The organism is Maricaulis sp., assembly GCF_017643475.1.
GTDB lineage: Bacteria > Pseudomonadota > Alphaproteobacteria > Caulobacterales > Maricaulaceae > Maricaulis.
The window spans coordinates 191,128-207,893 of record NZ_JAEPNI010000002.1 but is presented as its reverse complement, the minus strand read 5'-3'; the positions used below and the strand labels follow the sequence as shown (position 1 = coordinate 207,893).

General features: G+C 63.8%; 19 protein-coding genes. All 19 read left to right on the top strand.

The features are described from left to right. The first annotated feature begins 12 nt into the window (after positions 1–12). The 19 genes from JJ889_RS08235 to JJ889_RS08145 all read left to right on the top strand — a co-directional run bounded on the left by JJ889_RS08235 (position 13) and on the right by JJ889_RS08145 (position 16,766). Complete coding sequence (locus JJ889_RS08235; RefSeq protein WP_291893618.1) at positions 13–603, top strand: hypothetical protein; 591 nt, start codon at positions 13–15, stop codon at positions 601–603. Beyond that, positions 600–1,019, top strand: coding sequence for a DUF3168 domain-containing protein (locus tag JJ889_RS08230; RefSeq protein WP_291893615.1), 420 nt, complete (start codon positions 600–602; stop codon positions 1,017–1,019). Before JJ889_RS08235 ends, JJ889_RS08230 begins: the two co-directional genes overlap by 4 nt. Then, on the top strand, positions 1,016–1,432 hold the full coding sequence (locus JJ889_RS08225) for a phage major tail protein, TP901-1 family (protein WP_291893612.1): 417 nt from the start codon (positions 1,016–1,018) through the stop codon (positions 1,430–1,432). The genes JJ889_RS08230 and JJ889_RS08225 overlap by 4 nt, the downstream gene beginning before the upstream one ends. After that, positions 1,432–1,671 carry a hypothetical protein gene (locus JJ889_RS08220; RefSeq protein WP_291893609.1) on the top strand — a complete coding sequence of 80 codons (240 nt, stop codon included), beginning with the start codon at positions 1,432–1,434 and terminating at the stop codon, positions 1,669–1,671. The genes JJ889_RS08225 and JJ889_RS08220 overlap by 1 nt, the downstream gene beginning before the upstream one ends. Next, the gene (locus JJ889_RS08215; protein ID WP_291893607.1) at positions 1,668–1,868 is read left to right on the top strand and encodes a phage tail assembly chaperone; all 201 of its coding nucleotides are present in this window, start codon (positions 1,668–1,670) and stop codon (positions 1,866–1,868) included. Before JJ889_RS08220 ends, JJ889_RS08215 begins: the two co-directional genes overlap by 4 nt. Next, a complete protein-coding gene (locus tag JJ889_RS08210; protein ID WP_291893604.1) occupies positions 1,852–2,346 on the top strand; it encodes a phage tail tape measure C-terminal domain-containing protein in 495 nt (164 codons plus the stop codon). The genes JJ889_RS08215 and JJ889_RS08210 overlap by 17 nt, the downstream gene beginning before the upstream one ends. Next, positions 2,343–2,966: a DUF2460 domain-containing protein gene (locus JJ889_RS08205; RefSeq protein ID WP_291893602.1), complete on the top strand. Its 624-nt coding sequence runs from the start codon at positions 2,343–2,345 to the stop codon at positions 2,964–2,966. Before JJ889_RS08210 ends, JJ889_RS08205 begins: the two co-directional genes overlap by 4 nt. Position 2,967: 1 nt before the next feature. Next, positions 2,968–3,633, top strand: coding sequence for a DUF2163 domain-containing protein (locus tag JJ889_RS08200; RefSeq protein WP_291893599.1), 666 nt, complete (start codon positions 2,968–2,970; stop codon positions 3,631–3,633). Further along, positions 3,630–4,061, top strand: a complete 432-nt coding sequence (locus JJ889_RS08195) for an NlpC/P60 family protein (RefSeq protein WP_291893596.1) — start codon at positions 3,630–3,632, stop codon at positions 4,059–4,061. Before JJ889_RS08200 ends, JJ889_RS08195 begins: the two co-directional genes overlap by 4 nt. A 1-nt stretch (position 4,062) precedes the next feature. Next, on the top strand, positions 4,063–7,788 hold the full coding sequence (locus JJ889_RS08190) for a glycoside hydrolase/phage tail family protein (protein ID WP_291893594.1): 3,726 nt from the start codon (positions 4,063–4,065) through the stop codon (positions 7,786–7,788). A gap of 71 nt (positions 7,789–7,859) precedes the next feature. After that, positions 7,860–8,780: a DnaJ C-terminal domain-containing protein gene (locus tag JJ889_RS08185; protein ID WP_291893591.1), complete on the top strand. Its 921-nt coding sequence runs from the start codon at positions 7,860–7,862 to the stop codon at positions 8,778–8,780. A gap of 64 nt (positions 8,781–8,844) precedes the next feature. After that, positions 8,845–9,177 carry a PepSY domain-containing protein gene (locus JJ889_RS08180; protein ID WP_291893589.1) on the top strand — a complete coding sequence of 111 codons (333 nt, stop codon included), beginning with the start codon at positions 8,845–8,847 and terminating at the stop codon, positions 9,175–9,177. 9 nt (positions 9,178–9,186) lie between these two features. Beyond that, positions 9,187–9,864, top strand: coding sequence for a response regulator transcription factor (locus JJ889_RS08175; protein WP_291893586.1), 678 nt, complete (start codon positions 9,187–9,189; stop codon positions 9,862–9,864). Further along, entirely contained in the window at positions 9,861–11,240 is a 1,380-nt protein-coding gene (locus JJ889_RS08170) for a sensor histidine kinase (protein ID WP_291893583.1), read from the top strand. The genes JJ889_RS08175 and JJ889_RS08170 overlap by 4 nt, the downstream gene beginning before the upstream one ends. 60 nt (positions 11,241–11,300) lie before the next feature. After that, the gene (locus JJ889_RS08165; protein WP_291893580.1) at positions 11,301–12,665 is read left to right on the top strand and encodes a hypothetical protein; all 1,365 of its coding nucleotides are present in this window, start codon (positions 11,301–11,303) and stop codon (positions 12,663–12,665) included. A 53-nt stretch (positions 12,666–12,718) separates the two neighbouring features. Then, complete coding sequence (locus JJ889_RS08160) at positions 12,719–13,384, top strand: DUF938 domain-containing protein (RefSeq protein WP_291893577.1); 666 nt, start codon at positions 12,719–12,721, stop codon at positions 13,382–13,384. After that, positions 13,371–13,841 carry a cytochrome c maturation protein CcmE gene (gene ccmE / locus JJ889_RS08155; RefSeq protein WP_291893574.1) on the top strand — a complete coding sequence of 157 codons (471 nt, stop codon included), beginning with the start codon at positions 13,371–13,373 and terminating at the stop codon, positions 13,839–13,841. Before JJ889_RS08160 ends, ccmE begins: the two co-directional genes overlap by 14 nt. Positions 13,842–13,917: 76 nt before the next feature. Further along, on the top strand, positions 13,918–15,138 hold the full coding sequence (locus JJ889_RS08150; RefSeq protein WP_291893571.1) for a bifunctional alpha/beta hydrolase/OsmC family protein: 1,221 nt from the start codon (positions 13,918–13,920) through the stop codon (positions 15,136–15,138). 119 nt (positions 15,139–15,257) lie between these two features. Continuing rightward, positions 15,258–16,766, top strand: a complete 1,509-nt coding sequence (locus JJ889_RS08145) for a Do family serine endopeptidase (RefSeq protein WP_291893568.1) — start codon at positions 15,258–15,260, stop codon at positions 16,764–16,766.

The window sequence follows — 16,766 nt, the reverse complement described above, 5'->3', positions numbered from 1 at the left end:
ACAGGAAAACCCATGTCCCTCGAACTCGCAGAGCCGCCGGCGCTGGAGCCGGTCACGCTGGCCGGGATGAAGGCGCGTTTGCGATTCACCCACACCGACCAGGACGACCGAATACAGGCGGTCATATCGGCAAGCCGCCGACGCGTCGAGGCCGAATGCGGCCTGGCGCTGATCGAACAGCGCTGGATTGAGCGCCACGACAGCTGGCACGAGGGTGGGCGGTTAAGCGCGTTTGGCACGCGGTTCCGGCTGGGCCTTGGCCCGGTCATCGCGGTTGAGAGCGTCAGCATCACCGCGGCGGATGGCACGTCAGAGATCTGGGCGGCCAGCGCCTATGAGCTGGTGCGGGATGTCCGATCTGCCTGGCTGGTGACCCGACCAGCGGGCAGTTTCCCCACAATTGGCAGTCCTGCCAACGGGCTGGAAATTCGTTACAGGGCCGGCTTTGGCGTTGAGGCCTCTGCTGTCCCGCCGGATCTGTGTGAAGCCGTCGCCGGGCTGGCTGAACATCTCTTGCTGACGCCATCCCGCGAGCCTGAAGGCGTAGCCTTGCCGTCGCCCGTTTCGCTGTTGCTGGCCCCCTGGCGGAGGGCGGGCCTGTGAGCGCGGCCAGCCAGATCATCCGCGAGGCCATCAGCACTGCGCTGGCCGCTTCGCCGGAAGCGCAGGCCCTCTTCGGTGATCCCCTGCGCCTGGCCGACCGGCCAAGCCGTCACCTGGCCTTTCCTCATCTTAGCTGGGGCAGGGCACAGACCTCTGACAAATCTGCCGACGGGGTCGATCTGATCGAGCTGCGCCAGGACCTCATGGTCTGGGAACAGGAGGGTGATGCCCCGGCGCTGACCGGTCAGCTGCGCACCCTCCTGCGCCAGCTGACCATCAATGTGGCGGCGCCCTGGTGTGTCATCAGCCTGGTCCCTGTTTTCACCGACACCTTCAACACCAACCGCCTCGGCGTGCGTCGCGGACTGATCCGCCTGCGCGCTGTCATGGGGCAGATCGAGGAGCCAACATCATGAGTATTGCTGCAGGCCGGGACCTGCTTTTGAAACTGGGCGATGGCGCCGAGCCGCAGGCCTTTGCCCCGGTGGCCGGGTTGCGCACGCGCACCCTGTCGCTCAATGCCCGCACCGTTGACGTCACCCATGCCGACAGTGCCGGGGGCTGGCGCGAGCTGCTGGAAGGCGTGGGGCTGAAAACCTGCACGATCTCCGGGGCCGGGGTGTTTGTTGATGACGCCGCCGCCATCCGCCTGCGCCAGCTCTTTTTTGACCAGCAGGCTGCGGACTGGCAGCTCGTCCTGGCGGGGGCCGGGGTGATGGCCGGGAAATTCCTCGTCGCGGCGCTGGATTATTCCGGGCGTTTCGACGGCGAGGCGAGCTGGTCGATCAGCCTCGCCTCTGCCGGCGAACTCGCTTTTACAGCCACATGATGGCCAATCCGGCACGCGGCGAGGTTTCGCTGGAACTGGGCGGACGCAGCTATCTGCTCTGCCTGACCATGGCCGGGCTGGCGCGCTTGCAGGCCCTGCCAACAGATCAGTCCCCGCAGGACCGTCTGGAACGCCTGTTCGAGATCCTGTCCAGTGAAAAAGTTTCGCTTGCGAATAATCTTGCGGCGATCCCTGAAATCCAGGATGCGATCGAACAGGCGCTGGAGGATCTGGTGTGAGCGGATCCCACTGGACCGCCGCCCTGGCGCTGGCAGCCCGGCTGGGCCTGACACCGGCAGAGTTCTGGGCGCTGAGCCTGCGCGAATGGCGCGCCCTGACCGAACCGGACGCGGCCCGCCGACCGCTTTCCCGCGCGGAACTCAACACGCTGATCGAAAACCACACATCCGGAGACCGACATGAACCGCAAGGCTGAAACCGCCGCGACCCGTTTGCAGGACCTCGCTGATGGCCCGGCCAGCGAAGCTGCCGTCACGATCGAGGCCGCGTTTGAACGGGCCGGCCAGGGCATTGAGCGTTCGCTCGCGGCTGCGGCCCGTTCGGGCGAGCTGGATTTTTCCCGCATGACCCAGTCCATCCTCGCCGATCTCGCCCGTCTGGCCGTCGACCGGTTTGTTGTCCAACCGGCGCTGGGCGCCCTTGCCCCATCGCCACCGGCAGTCACTGGCGCCCGCGCCGAGGGCGGGCCGGTCGCAGCGGGAGGGGCATATCTGGTGGGCGAGCGTGGTCCGGAAATCCTCATGCCGGGCATGGGCGCGCAGGTCCAGCCACTGGAACCGGGCATCACCGTCAATCTCGCCATGCCTGCCATTGAGGCCGGCAATCCACCCAGTGCCACGCGTCTCGCCCGCCAGATCGCCCGCGCTGTCCAGAAAGGGAGCCGATACCTGTGAGTGATTTCCATGACATCAGCCTGCCGTTTGCGATCAGCCTGGGCGCGGTTGGCGGCCCGCAGCGCCGCACCGACATCACCCGCCTGGCCTCCGGCCGTGAACAGCGCAACACGCCCTGGGCCGACAGCCAGCGGCGCTGGGATATCGGCCTCGCCGTCCAGACGCTGGACGATATCGCCGCCCTGATCGATTTTTTCGAAGCGCGGCGCGGACGATTGCACACCTTCCGTTTCCGTGATCCGCTGGATTACCAGTCCTGCCGCCCCTCACAGACGCCTTCAGCGCTGGACCAGCCTGTGGGAACAGGGGATGGCAGCACGACCCGTTTCCGGCTGACCAAGCGCTATGCCAGCGGCAGGGAAAGCTGGACGCGCGTGATCACCAGGCCCGTGGCGGGTTCGGTTCTCGTCGCCCTGGATGGCAGTCCCGTCTCGCCACAGGTCGACACGCTGACCGGCGAGATCGACTTTGCCAGCCCGCCCGCAGCCGGGCAGGCCATCACGGCTGGGTTCCGTTTTGACTGTGCCGTGCGTTTCGACACCGACCAGCTGGACATCGCTCTTGACCATGTCCGCGCCGGCCAGGTGCCGTCAATCCCGCTGGTCGAGGTGAGGAGCTGACATGCTGACAATTCCCCCATCCATCAGTGCCCAGCTGGAAGCCGGGACATCCACGCTGTGCTGGTGCTGGCGCCTGACGCGGCCGGACGGTTTCAAACTGGGCTTTTGTGACCATGACCAGGCGCTGGAGATCGACGGGCTCGGTTTTCTGCCCATGGCCCGCATGGCGTCTCCCGATGCTGAAACGGAAACAGGTCTGGCCCCCGACCAGGCCGGGCTGAGCCTGGTGCTGGAGGATGATCGCATCACGCTGGGCGAATTACGGGCCGGAGTGTGGGACGAGACACAGGTCGAGCTGTTGCGTGCCGACTGGTCTGCGCCGGACCAGAATGTCCGCGTCCAGGCCTGGTGGTTCGGGGCAGTCGCGATTTTCAACCAGGGCTGCGAAGTCGAGCTGCTGGGACGGGAACACAGGCTGGAGCGCCAGATCGGCCGCGTGTTCGCGCGCAGCTGTGATGCCAGCCTGGGAGATGTGCGTTGTGGTGTCGAAGCTATGCACGCGAACTACCCTCTGGGCTGTGACCGGGCTTTCGCGACCTGTCGCGACCGGTTTTCCAACACATCCAACTTCCGTGGTTTTCCCTATCTCGTCGGCAATGACGTGCTGATCGCCAGCCCCGCCAATGAGAACGCGCGTGATGGCGGATCACGGGGGCTGGGCGGATGAGGCGCGCGGATATCATCGCCAGCGCCCGTCGCTGGATCGGAACGCCCTATCGCCACCAGGCCAGTTGCTGTGGGGCGGGTTGTGATTGCCTCGGGCTCGTCCGCGGCATCTGGCGCGAGCAGGTGGGCGCGGAGCCTCAGCCATTGCCCGCCTATACCCCCGACTGGGCCGAGCGAAGCGGGCAGGAAACCCTGCTCGACGCGGCCCGGCAATACTTCCAGGAAAGATGTCTCGAAACAGCAGCGCCCGGCGATGTCCTGCTCTTCCGGCCGCGCCGGGAGGGGCCAGCCAAACACTGCGCCATCCTGTCTGCACCCGGCCGCATCATCCACGCCTATTGGGGACGCGCCGTTGCCGAGACCGCGCTGACCCCCTGGTGGCAGGCCCGCTGGGTCGCGGCTTTCAGCTTTCCGGATCTGGAGGATTGAGATGGGAGAAATGCTGCTCAGGGTCGGTGCCGAGACGGCCCGGCATGTCCTGCCACGCCTGGCCCAGGCCGCCGTGCATCACGCGCTTGCGCCGGGAGCGCCGGACGGGCCGCGGATTGACAGTCTGGATATCCAGACCTCGGTCTCCGGTTCGCCCATGGCGCGGATCTGGGGGCGTTATCGCCTGGCTGGTGAGGTGATCTGGGCGTCGAACTATCGCGAGCACGAACACTCCAGCGGTGGCAAGGGCGGGGGAGGGTCGAGCCAGTATACCTATTCCATCAGCCTGGCCGTCGGACTTTGCGAGGGCGTCATTTCTGGCATCGGCCGGATCTGGGCCAATGGCGAACCGCTCGACGTCTCGACGCTCAACATGCGGCTTTATACCGGCACGCCCGCGCAAGAGGCTGACCCGCTGATCGAGACGATCGAGGGCGCCGACGCGCCCGCTTTCCGCGATACGGCCTATGTCGTGCTGGAGGATCTGGCGCTGCAGCCCTTCGGTCATCGCATTCCCAATTTTTCCTTCGAGGTTTTTCGCCAGGGTGAGACGGGCGCGCTGGAAAACCTGGTGCGCGGCGTCAACCTGATCCCGGGCAGTGGCGAGTTTTCCCTGACGACCCAGCCGGTGAAACGTTTGCTGGGACCGGGCGATGAGCTGGCCGAAAATCGGCACTCCTGGAGCGGTGAGGCGGATGTATTGAGCGCGCTGGACCAGCTGCAGCGCGATCTTCCGGCCTGCCGTTCGGTGCAGCTGGTGCTGAGCTGGTTCGGTACGGATCTGCGCTGCGGGGAATGCGAGATCCGGCCCGGGGTCGAAACCCGGGACAAGCAGACGCGTCCCGTTGAGTGGTCGGTGGCGGGCGAGGATCGCGGTTCTGCCTGGCTTGTCGGTACGCTGGAAGGCCGGCCGGTTTACGGTGGCACGCCGGACGATGCCGGAGTGATCGCCCTGATCGGTGAACTCAGGGCGCGCGGTTTTGCCGTCACGATCTATCCCTTCATCCTAATGGATATCCCGGCGGGCAATGGCCTGCCCGACCCGCATGGCGGGGCAGAGCAGGCGGCCTTTCCCTGGCGCGGACGGATCACGGCGCAGACAGGGCCGGCTGTTGCCGGTCAGATCGCCGAGTTTTTCGGCACAGCCAGCGCGGCGGATTTCACCACGACTTCGGCCGCAGTCAGTTATGCGGGTCCCGCGGATTGGCGCTTCCGGCGTTTCATCCTGCACTGTGCGGCGCTGGCCAAGGCGGCTGGCGGTGTGGACGGGTTTCTCATCGGATCGGAAATGGTCGCGCTGACGACCTCGAGCGAAGCCGGTGTCTTTCCCGCTGTTTCAGAACTGGTCGCGCTGGCGGTTGAAGCGCGCCAATTGCTCGGCCCGGATTGCCGCCTCTCCTATGCTGCGGACTGGAGCGAATATGCCGGTGTGTGGGGTGAGGGCGGCGAGCGGATCTTCCATCTCGACCCGCTCTGGGCCTGCGCCGAGATCGATGCTGTTGCCATCGACTGGTACGCGCCGATGACGGACTGGCGTGACACGCCCGGGCATCTCGACAGCGCCCTGGCAGAGCGCATTCACGATCCGGATTATCTGGCGGCGGGGCTGAGCAGCGGTGAGGGGTATGACTGGTATTACGCGTGCGAGACTGATCGCGCGGCCCAGGTCCGCACGCCGATTCAGGATCTGGCGCATGGCGAGGGCTGGATCTGGCGCATCAAGGATCTGCGAGGCTGGTGGGAGAATGCCCATCATGATCGCCCGGACGGTGTGCGTTCCGCTGTGCCAACGGACTGGGTCCCGAAGGGCAAGCCTGTCTGGCTGACCGAGGTGGGCTTTCCTGCGGTCGACAAGGGCAGCAACCAGCCCAATGTGTTTTTTGATCCCAAGAGTTCCGAGAGTGCCTTGCCGCATTTCTCCAGTGGTGCGCGCGATGACCTGTTGCAGCGCCGCGCCTTGATGGCGCTGTTGTCACACTGGGGTGAGGGCGGGGCCGGGAATCCGGTGTCGCCGGTCTATGCCGGCCCCATGGTGATGCCGGACTGGGTGCATGTCTGGGCCTGGGATGCGCGGCCCTTCCCGGAATTTCCCTCCCGCGGGGACATCTGGTCCGACAATGAGAACTGGCAGCGCGGGCACTGGCTCAACGGGCGAGTTGGGGCTGTACCGGTCGGTCAGGTCATCACCGAGATCTGTGCGCAGGCAGGGCTTTCCGAGGTCGATACGAGCGCTGCACTGGGCATGGTGTCCGGTTATGCGATGCACGGGCTGACGGCAGCACGGGCTGGCCTTGAACCCTTGCTGTCGCTGCTGGGCATCGAAGCCTGGCCTCGGGTGGACCGGCTGGCCTTTGTATCGTCCGGGCTCGGGGCGGGCGAGATCACGCTGGAAGATCCGGCCTATCTGGCGGGCGAAGCAGATCTGCAATTGAGCCCGGCCACCAGTGATGCGCGTTTTGGCGATGTCAGCCTGTCCTTTGTCGATGACGGCAAGGCCTATCAGCCCGGCTGGGTCTGGGCGGACGGGGAGGCTGGCGGTCACCGCCGACTGGCCCTCACCGGACGGTTGTTGCTGGATGAAGGCCTGGCACGCGCCCTGGCGCAGGACCGGCTGGGCATGGCGAACATGCAGCTGGAAAGCCGACGCATCGTCCTGCCGCCACAGGCGCTGGCGGTTGAACCGGGCGATGTCCTGCTTGTCGATGAAGAGCGCTGGCAGGTCAGTGCGCTGGATCGCCAGGCCGAGCTGCGCGCGCAACTGGTCCGGCCTGTGAAGACTGGCCAGGCTGAATACAGGGCCTCCCGCAGCGCGAGCGGAACAGGACCTGCGAGCCCCAGCCGACCGGTGCTCGCCGTGATGGACCTGGCGGAGGCGGGGCTCTGGGTGGCTGCCGCCACACGCCAGGGCCAGGCGCCGCTTTTGATCTCGACCGGCAGTGCGTCTGCGGGCTGGACGGCTCGCCTGCAATTGCCTCGGCATGCGGTGATGGGCGTGCTGACCACTCCGCTTGCGCCCGGGCCGCTGGGGCGCTGGGACGAGGCGGCAGTGATGGAGCTGGATCTGGTGCGTGGCGAGCTGGCCAGCCATACAGACCGGGCCGTGCTCAATGGCGCCAACAGGCTGGCGGTCCAGCAATCGGACGGGCGTTGGGAAATCCTGCAATTTGCCCGCGCCGAGATGATCGCGCCTCGACGTTATCGCCTGAGCCGCCTGTTGCGGGGCCTGCATGGCAGTTTTGCCGAGGGCACAGCTGAGACGGGCGCTATCTGTGTGCTTCTCGATGATGCTGTCGGCACGCTGGCGCCGAGGGACAGTGAGATCGGGCGGCAGGTAAGTGTGCAGGCGCGTCTGACGGGCGCTGGCGAGGCGGATGCGACGATGGCGAATGTCCTGCCTCAACACGGCGGGCTCAAACCGTTTGCGCCGGTGCATTTGCGGCTGGAAGCGGGCGTGCTGCGCTGGCGGCGGCGAACCCGTGTGGATGGTGACCGCTGGGATATTCACCCCCTGCCGCTTGGGGAGGTGACCGAAGCCTATCGTGTCAGCCTGCGACGGGACGGGTATGGTGACTGGGCCACGCAGACCGACACACCGCAGCTCACCTTGCCGGCGCTGGAAATCCTCAGCTCTTCTGCCGGCGGCGATGAGGTTTGTGTCATCGAAGTCGCGCAGATTTCCGACCGGGCGGGCGCAGGCCATCCGGCCCGGCTGGAAGTGATGCTGTGAGCAGGCTTTGCGATCCGCCCCAAAGCCCCTTACATGCATGGGGAAAGTAACGCGCAACCGGACCGCTCTGCATGGACGATCCCTACAAGACACTCGGTGTTTCCAAGACTGCCTCCCAGGAGGAGATTCGCAAGGCTTACCGCAAGCTTGCGAAGGAGCTGCATCCGGATGCCAATCCGGGTGACAAGGCCGCCGAAGAGCGGTTCAAGAATGTCTCCGCGGCCTTCAACCTGCTGTCTGATTCAGACAAGCGCGCCGAATACGATGCGGCTGCGCGCGCGGGCCTGGGCTCACAATATGCGTCCGGAGGCATGGGGGGCGGGCGCCATCAACGCAGCCCGTTCAATTTCCGCCAGGGGCGCCAGAGCGGGCGCGGGTTTGACGATATCGGCGATATCTTCTCCGACCTGTTTACCGATTTCGGTGCAGCCGGTGCCCAGCAGAGTCATCAGCCGCGCCGCAAGGGAGAAGATCTTCGCCAGAGCCTGGTGTTGGATTTCATGCAGGCGGCCGAGGGCGGCAAACACCGCGTTGTCCTGCCCGGTGGCCGGTCCGTGGACGTGGCTGTTCCGCCGGGTGCCAGCGAGGGACAGGTGCTGCGCCTGCGCGGCCAGGGCCACCCATCTGCCACTGGTGGTGCCCAGGGCGATGCGTTGGTCGAGATCCGCATCCGCGAACACAAGTATTTCTCCCGCGAGGGCGATAATGTGATGCTGGATCTGCCCATCACACTGAAAGAAGCGGCGATGGGCGCCAAGGTGCGCATACCCACGATCGATGGTGATGTGGATGTGCGTATTCCGCCCGGTTCCAACAGTGGCGGTCTGCTGCGTTTGCGTGGCAAGGGGTTTGCAAGTGCCAAGGGTGCGCGCGGCGACCAGATCATCCGTTTGATGATTTCCCTGCCGGAGCGTGACCAGGCCTTGCAGGAGTTCCTGGAAGCCTGGAGCCCCGCTGACGGGCATGATCCGCGCAAGGGATTGAAGTCCTGAGCGTGAAAAAGTGTTAGCATATCGTTCAGGCCGCGTTCAGCGGCAGTCCTGCAGTGTGTGTCGCATGTTGAAGAAACTCGTAGTCACATTAGGCGTAACCACCGCTCTGCTCGCACCGGGAGCTGTCATCGCGGAACCTTTCGAAGCGAAAGTGTTCCAGTCGCGTGACCGCTATACGGCGGGTGAGGCGCGGGATGCGCGTCGGCAGGGCGATGTCGTCCCCGCCATTCGAGTCATCAGCCAGGTGCGACAGCGCTATCCGCGAGCCAGCGTCCTCGACGCCGAGCTCGAGGGTGGTTCCAATCCGCGCTACATCGTCAAGATCCTGACCGAGGATGGTCGCCGGATCGATGTTGTGGCGGATGCGCGTACTGGCGCTATACTGTTCGAACGCTGAGAGGGAATCATGCGCGCATTAGTCGTTGAAGATGATCCGGACCTGAACCGCCAGCTCGGCCGAGCGCTGGAAGACAGCGGTTATGCCGTGGACAGCGCCGTGGATGGCGAAGACGGGCATTTCCTGGGCGATACAGAGCCTTACGATGTTGTTGTCCTCGATCTGGGCCTGCCCAAGCTGGACGGCGTGACGGTGCTGGAACGCTGGCGTTCCGAGGGCCGGGACTTCCCGGTTCTCATCCTGACAGCCCGCGATCGGTGGAGCGAAAAGGTCGCCGGATTTGATGCGGGCGCTGATGATTATCTCACCAAACCTTTCCACACCGAGGAATTGCTGGCGCGCTTGCGGGCGCTGACCCGTCGTGCCGCAGGGCACACGTCCTCGACGATTGAATGCGGTGATCTGAGCATTGATACACGCGGTGCCCGCGTCTTCATCGAAGGCGCGCCGGTCAAGGTGACCTCGCACGAATTCCGCATGCTCAGCTATCTCGCCCATCACCAGGACCGCGTGATTTCTCGCACCGAGCTGGTGGAACATATCTACGACCAGGACTTTGATCGTGACAGCAATACGATCGAGGTATTTGTCGGCCGCCTTCGCAAGAAGATCGGGCCTGACCGTATCGAGACCGTGCGCGGTCTGGGATATCGCCTGGTTGATCCGGTGGCTCGACCGGTCTCGTGAGGTTACCCAGGTCGCTCGCATTCCGCCTGTTCGCAGGCGCAGCGGCCTGGGCCTTTGTCCTGTTGCTGGTCGGCGCCATTGCGCTGACCACGCTCTACCAGCGCTCCGTTATCCGCACACTTGATGGCCGCCTGACCAGTGTCGTCGGCGCGCTGGTAGCCGCTGCGGAAACCGATCCGGCTGGCGATGTCGTTTTGGCCAGGCGCCCCTCTGATCCTGAATACGCACGTGTCTTTTCCGGCCGTTACTGGGAAGTCCTGGATGTGGCCGAGGACGGCAATACACGTATCCTCATCGTCTCGCGCTCGATGTGGGACGAGCAGCTGGCCGCGCCCTACGAGCTGATCGAGCGCGCCATGGCCCAGCCCGGTGCTATCCTGACCAGCGAGACCAAGGGACCGGACCGCGAGCCGCTTCGTATCGTTGCCCAGGCCGTGCGTCTGCAGAACCGCACAAACCTGTCTCTCATGCTGGCGGCGGAGGATCGCAGTCCGGCGGACCGGGAAGTGCGCAATTTTGCCATCACTTCCGGGCTGATGTTCCTGGGTTTTGCCACGGCCATCGCGGCGGGCGTGTTCCTGCAGGTCCGGATCGGTCTGGAACCGGTCCTGCGCATGGGCCGGACGGTGGCGGAAGTGCGCCATGGTGATGCCGAACGTGTGGACGGGGAATTCCCCGACGAGCTGCAGCCGCTGGCCGACGAGCTCAATGCGACGCTGGATCATTCCCGCGAGCTGGTGGAGCGATCACGCACGCATGTCGGCAATCTGGCGCATGCCCTGAAAACCCCTGTGGCCGTGCTCACCAATGAGGCGCGCAGCCAGGATGGTGATTTCGCCGAACTGGTGGGCAAGCAGACAGAGATCATGTCCAAACAGGTCGACCACCATCTGCGCCGGGCGAGGGCGGCGGCTCACGCCAAGGCCGTGGGCGCGCGTACCGAAACCGGCGGCGTGCTGTCCGATCTCGCACGGACGCTGGAGAAAATCTATTCACGCCAGGGTATCGCTGTCAGCGCCGAGATCGAGCCGGGTCTGATCTTCCGCGGCGAACGCCAGGATCTGGAGGAAATGATCGGCAATCTGATGGACAATGCCTGCAAGTGGGCCAGTTCACAGGTTCGCGTCAGCTCTGTACGCACGGGCGACCGGGAGCTGGAAATCCGTATCGAGGATGACGGTCCGGGCCTGACGGATGAACAGGCACAGACGGCGCTCAAGCGCGGCGTACGCCTGGACGAGAAAGCGCCGGGCTCCGGCCTGGGCCTGTCGATCGTGACCGATCTGGCCAAGGCCTATGAGGGCGAGGTTGAGTTTTCCCGCTCGGAAATGGGCGGTCTTCTGGCAAGTGTAAAACTTCCGGCAACTTCTCGATAAAGCTAAATTAACTGTACTTGGGCAAGACTGTGGTCTGTATCGCAGTGGTTTGACTTATACATGACCCGTTTAACGCCTAACCAGAAAGCAAAGCTGGAAGCGCTCTGGCGCAGCATGCCTGTGCATATGCGCTCTGCACTGGTGGCTTCCGCGCAGGCGTCTGCGGGGCAGGACGAGGCGTCAAACCGGCTGATCGGTGTCTTCAAGGAATTGCAGGACGCCATCCAGGAACCCGCGGGCGCTCTCGCCAAGGCCTATCTTCTGGCGCCGCTCAAACCCCTGATCGGGGATCCGGACAGCGTGCAGCCGTCACGTGCCCGTTTCAGCCCGGACCAGGTCAGCAAGCTTTGGGGCTGGCTGGGACGTCACCTGGCCAAACAGACCATCGAGACGGCGAAGAAGTGCAAGAAGCCGCCCACCGACGAGATCTGGTATGAATTCCGTGCCCAGCTGGGCGAGGCCCTGAACGAGGGTATCCAGAAAGCCGAGCGTGTTCCCAAGGACATGACGGCACTGGCCAAGCGTTTTGGCGGCGGCGACAGCGCTGACATGCTGCGCGACGCCGTGGTCCTGCTGCGCAATGCCAAGCCGATTGATGACTGCATGAACCGCGTGCCGGCACGGGTCTATGACCTCGATGAAGACCTGGTAACCCGCATCACCCAGATGCACGAACAGCTGATGGAAGAAGCGCCGGACGGAGCTGTCTGGATGCTGCTGCTGACCATGGGGCGGCTGGAACAGCCCTGGGAGATCTTCCGCGTCATCGAGCGGATCGGCAAGCGGGGCGATGATCTGGTCGTCTCCAAGACCGAGCTGGCTGCTGTGGGCGATGCCGTGCTTGCTGATACCGGTTTCTTTGCCGCGAAGCTAAAATCGCCGCCAGCTGATCTGGACGAGGCGAAAAAGACCTATGAGCGTTATGACCGCTTTGTCTCCTATTCCACGGGCATGACCCAGGAGTTCGGCATCCGCAAGGCTGGTCGCTGGGGGCAGGCCCTGTTCAGCCTGCGTGCCGAAGCCTCGACCAATACAGAGAAAGTATTCGAGAAAGTGCCGCTGGCGCTGGATTCCGGACTGCCGGAGCCGCGCCGTGGCAAGAGTGGCCGAATTATCCCGGCACAATTGCCGCCGGAAGCCTCGGTCGATCGCGCCGAAGGTCTTATCTATTTCCTCGCCAAGGCTCGCGAGCATGCCAACGCCGCCGCTGTTGCGAGCACCCAGAAACGCATCGCTGATGCGTCGGTCAAACGCCTGCAAGACGCCGGTGAATTGCTGGTCGACCTGGTCGCTTCCAGCGAGGGTCAGAACCGCAATGTGGCGCAGGAAGGCCTGATGATTACCGCCCGGCTGCTCGAAGCTGCCGATGCCACGGCCGAGGCTGCGACACTGCGACGCCGCGGAAACTCTGCCGCTGCCGCATGATGCGGCGATAAGGCCGCTTGCCGAGACCGGGCAGGCTGTCTAATTGCCTCCCTATGGACACGTCTGACACGCCCACCGCGCTGGAAAAGCGCGCGCAGATCGGTGATCGCCTGAGCTCGCCCAGTGCCGAGCGCAACAAGGGCGTGATCGCGAAACTGCTGGCCGAGACCCTGCCGTCCGGCGCCCGGGTGCTGGAAATTGGCTCCGGCACAGGTCAGCACGCGCTGGAAGCTGTCTCCTGTCGCAGTGATCTTCTCTGGCAGCCCAGTGATCCCGATGTCATCTCCCGGGCCAGCCAGGATGCATGGGCCCTGGACGCGCCGGATCAGATCATGCCCTCGAAGGATCTCAACCTGCTCCAGCCTGACTGGGCGGCCGGCCTGGGCCCTTTTGATGCGCTGGTCTGCATGAATGTCATCCACATCTCGCCCTGGGGCGTGTGCCAGCAGATCGCTGCCCAGGCGCGTCGGCTGTTGAGTGGCCACGGGGTGGTTTTCCTGTACGGCCCCTACAAGGAAGGCGAGGCCACCGCCCCGTCCAATCTGGATTTCGACCGTTCCCTGCAATCGCGCAATCCGGAATGGGGGGTGCGCGACCTGGATGTCGTGCTTGCGGAAATGGCCTCTGGAGGCCTAACCCTTGAGCGCCGGGTCAACATGCCCGCCAATAACCTGTCCCTGATCTTCAAGTTCGCCGGAGCCGAACATGCGTCATCGTAATCGCCGCCTCGCCACTATCGCTGTTGCCGGAGTTGTTCTGGCCGGAGCCATAGCGCTCGCCATGTTCGCGATGAAGGATGCTCTGGTTTATTTCTACTCCCCGACCGAGATCGCCGAGGAAGGCGTGGAGATCGGCGAACGCATCCGCGTCGGCGGCCTGGTGGTGGCCGGTTCCATCGACCCGGGCGATGGTGATCTGGTCTCCTTCAGCGTGACTGACAACGCCAATGACGTGCTGATCCAGTATGAAGGCATCCTGCCGGACCTGTTCCGCGAGGGGCAGGGCGTTGTGGTTGAAGGCGCCTTCCTGACGCCGACCGTGTTTACTGCCGAGACCGTGCTGGCCAAGCACGACGAGACCTACATGCCGCCGGAGGTCGCTGAAGCCCTGCAGGAAAGCGGTGTCTGGCAGGGTGAGGGCGAAGCTGAAGACAGCGCGCAAGAGGGCGGCTACTGACGATTTTGTCAGCCGAGTTGAGTTGTGATCTGACTGCGCGATACTAGCTCTCTGGTAGACAATCAGGGAGCTTGGCATGGCCAGTACTGTTCGCGTGGAGTTTACCGGATCACAAGGTGATGCCCTTGCCGCCCGTATGGAATGGCCGGCCGGCACGCCGCTGGGTTATGCGATCTTCGCGCATTGCTTTTCCTGTTCGAAAGACATTTTCGCCGCCAACCGCATCGCGCGGCAACTCGCAGGGCATGGCTATGCTGTCTTGCGTTTTGACTTCACCGGGCTTGGGCATTCGGAAGGTGATTTCGCGAATACGAATTTTTCTTCGAATATTGATGATCTCGTCGCGGCAGCACGTTTCCTGGAGAACGAATACGAGGCGCCAAGCCTGTTGATCGGTCACAGCCTGGGTGGTGCTGCGGTGATCGCGGCGGCCAGTGCCTTGCCGTCCGTGAAAGCCATCGCGACGCTGGGCGCGCCATCAGACGCGGAGCACGTCAAACACCAGTTCATCGATCGGGTCGAGGAGATCGAGCGCGAAGGCGTGGCCGAGGTCTCGCTTGGCGGGCGTCCCTTCACCATTCGCAAGCATTTGCTGGAGGACATCCAGGGGCATACGCTTGAAAACGCGCTCGCCAGTCTGCGCCGACCCTTGCTGATCGCGCACTCTCCGGTGGACGCCACGGTCGGGATCGACAATGCCTCGCGTCTCTTCCTGGCAGCCAAGCATCCCAAGAGCTTTGTCAGCCTGGACGGTGCGGATCATCTGTTGAGCCGGGAAGAGGACGCCGTCTTCGCCGCCGACATGATCGCCAGCTGGGCCGGCAAATATCTCGCAGCCCCCGCACGTCGCGCGCCGCCTCGGGCGAAGCCGAATACCGTCGTGGTTTCAGAGACCGGCGCCGGAAAATACGAAAACTGGGTCGTGGCCAATGGTCATGTCTCGCTGGCGGGTGAACCGCCCGCGGTCGGTGGAACGGGTAACGGTCCCACGCCCTATGAATTGCTTAGCGCCTCGCTGGGAACCTGCACTTCAATGACGCTGCGCATGTATGCAGACCGCAAGGGCTGGCCGATCGATGACATTCTCGTTGAAGTCATCCACGCCAAGGATCATGCGGAAGATTGCGAAACCTGTGTCGAGGGCCGGGACGTCAAGGTGGATATCTTCGAGCGCACGATCCGCGTGAAGGGGAATCTGAACGCGGAACAGCATGGTCGCTTGCTGGAAATCGCCGACAAATGCCCTGTGCACAAAAGCCTGCACAGCTCGGTCGTTGTGCGCACGAAACTGGCCTGATTCCGGCTTACCGGAAAATTACGGTTTGTAATGTAGTTGTAATGTAAGGGACAGCCAACGGATAACTCGCGGCTGGCAATGATACGTCCATGTTCGAAAAAGAAGGGTCTTTCTTTCTCATGAAGTCTGTAAAACGTCTTGGAATTCTTGGTGGTGTTTCCCTGGCTGTGCTGAGCCTGGCTGCAGCAGGCATGGTCATTGACCATACCGGTGCCGCCGCCCATGCCCAACAGTCCCAGCCGCGTTTCTCTGCGGCGGTTCCGGCCGGCGCGCCGATGTCGTTTGCAGACCTGATCGAAAGTGTCAGCCCGTCCGTTGTGACCATCCAGGCCAGCGCCTCGCCGGAAGATATCCAGCTTGAGGGCTCGGAAGGCGAGGAAATGCCTCCGCAATTTCGTGAGTGGCTGGAGCGCCAGTTTGGTGGCCAGGCGCCACGCCAGCCCAATCCGCAGCCGCGTCGTTCGCTGGGATCGGGCTTCTTCATCTCTGCTGACGGCCTGGTCGTAACCAATAACCACGTCGTTGCCGGCGCCACCGAGATCGAGATCGGCACGTCTGACGGAGAGACCTATTCCGCACGTGTGATCGGACTGGACCCGCAGACCGACCTGGCCCTACTGAAGGTCGATGAGGACATTGAATTTCCCTATGTAACGCTGGATCGCAATCCGCAATATCGCGTGGGCGACTGGGTCGTGGCTGTCGGCAATCCGTTCGGCCTGGGCGGTACGGCAACGGCCGGTATCATCTCTGCGACCGGGCGCGAGATCGGCAATTCCACCTATAACGACTTCATGCAGATCGACGCGCCGATCAACCGCGGTAATTCCGGCGGTCCGACCTTTGATCTCGCCGGTAATGTCGTGGGTGTGAACTCCCAGATCTTTTCTCCGACTGGCGGCAATGTCGGTATCGGCTTTGCCATTCCGTCTGATGTTGCCTCGCGCATCATTGACCAGCTGCGTGAAGGCGGCCGTGTATCGCGCGGCTGGCTTGGCGTGCAGATTCAGAACGTTACCGAGGATATCGCGTCCGCGATGGGCATCGAGGGCCGTACCGGTGCCATCGTCAGCTCCATCGTGGCGGGCGGCCCTGCTGACGAGGGTGGTTTCCAGCGTGAGGATGTCATCCTGGCCGTCAACGGCAATGACGTGGAAAGCTCCCGCGATCTGACCCGCCGTATCGCGGATATCGCGGCCGGTGAGCGTGTCCGTTTCACCATCCTGCGTGATGGTGAGGAACAGACGCTGCGTGTGCGCCTGGGCGATCGCCCCAGCGAAAATGATCTGAACGAGATGCCGAGCACGGAAGACGAGACGGTCGAGGTCAGCCGCTATTTCGGCATGAGCCTGGCACCGCTGACCGACGAGCTGCGCGAGATGCGCGGCCTGTCCGCGGACCAGACCGGCCTGGTTGTTGAAGAGGTCGATCCGGGCAGTGAAGCTGCTGAAAAGGGCTTTGCCCGCGGTGATGTCATCCTGGAAGCCGGCGGTCAGGCGATGACCGATACTGAAACCCTGGGCAATGTCGTCGAGGAAGCCCGCACCGATGGCCGTTCAGCCATCCTCCTCCTGGTCGAAGGGCGTGGCGGGCAACGCTATTCCGCTCTCCAGCTCGACGACGAATAA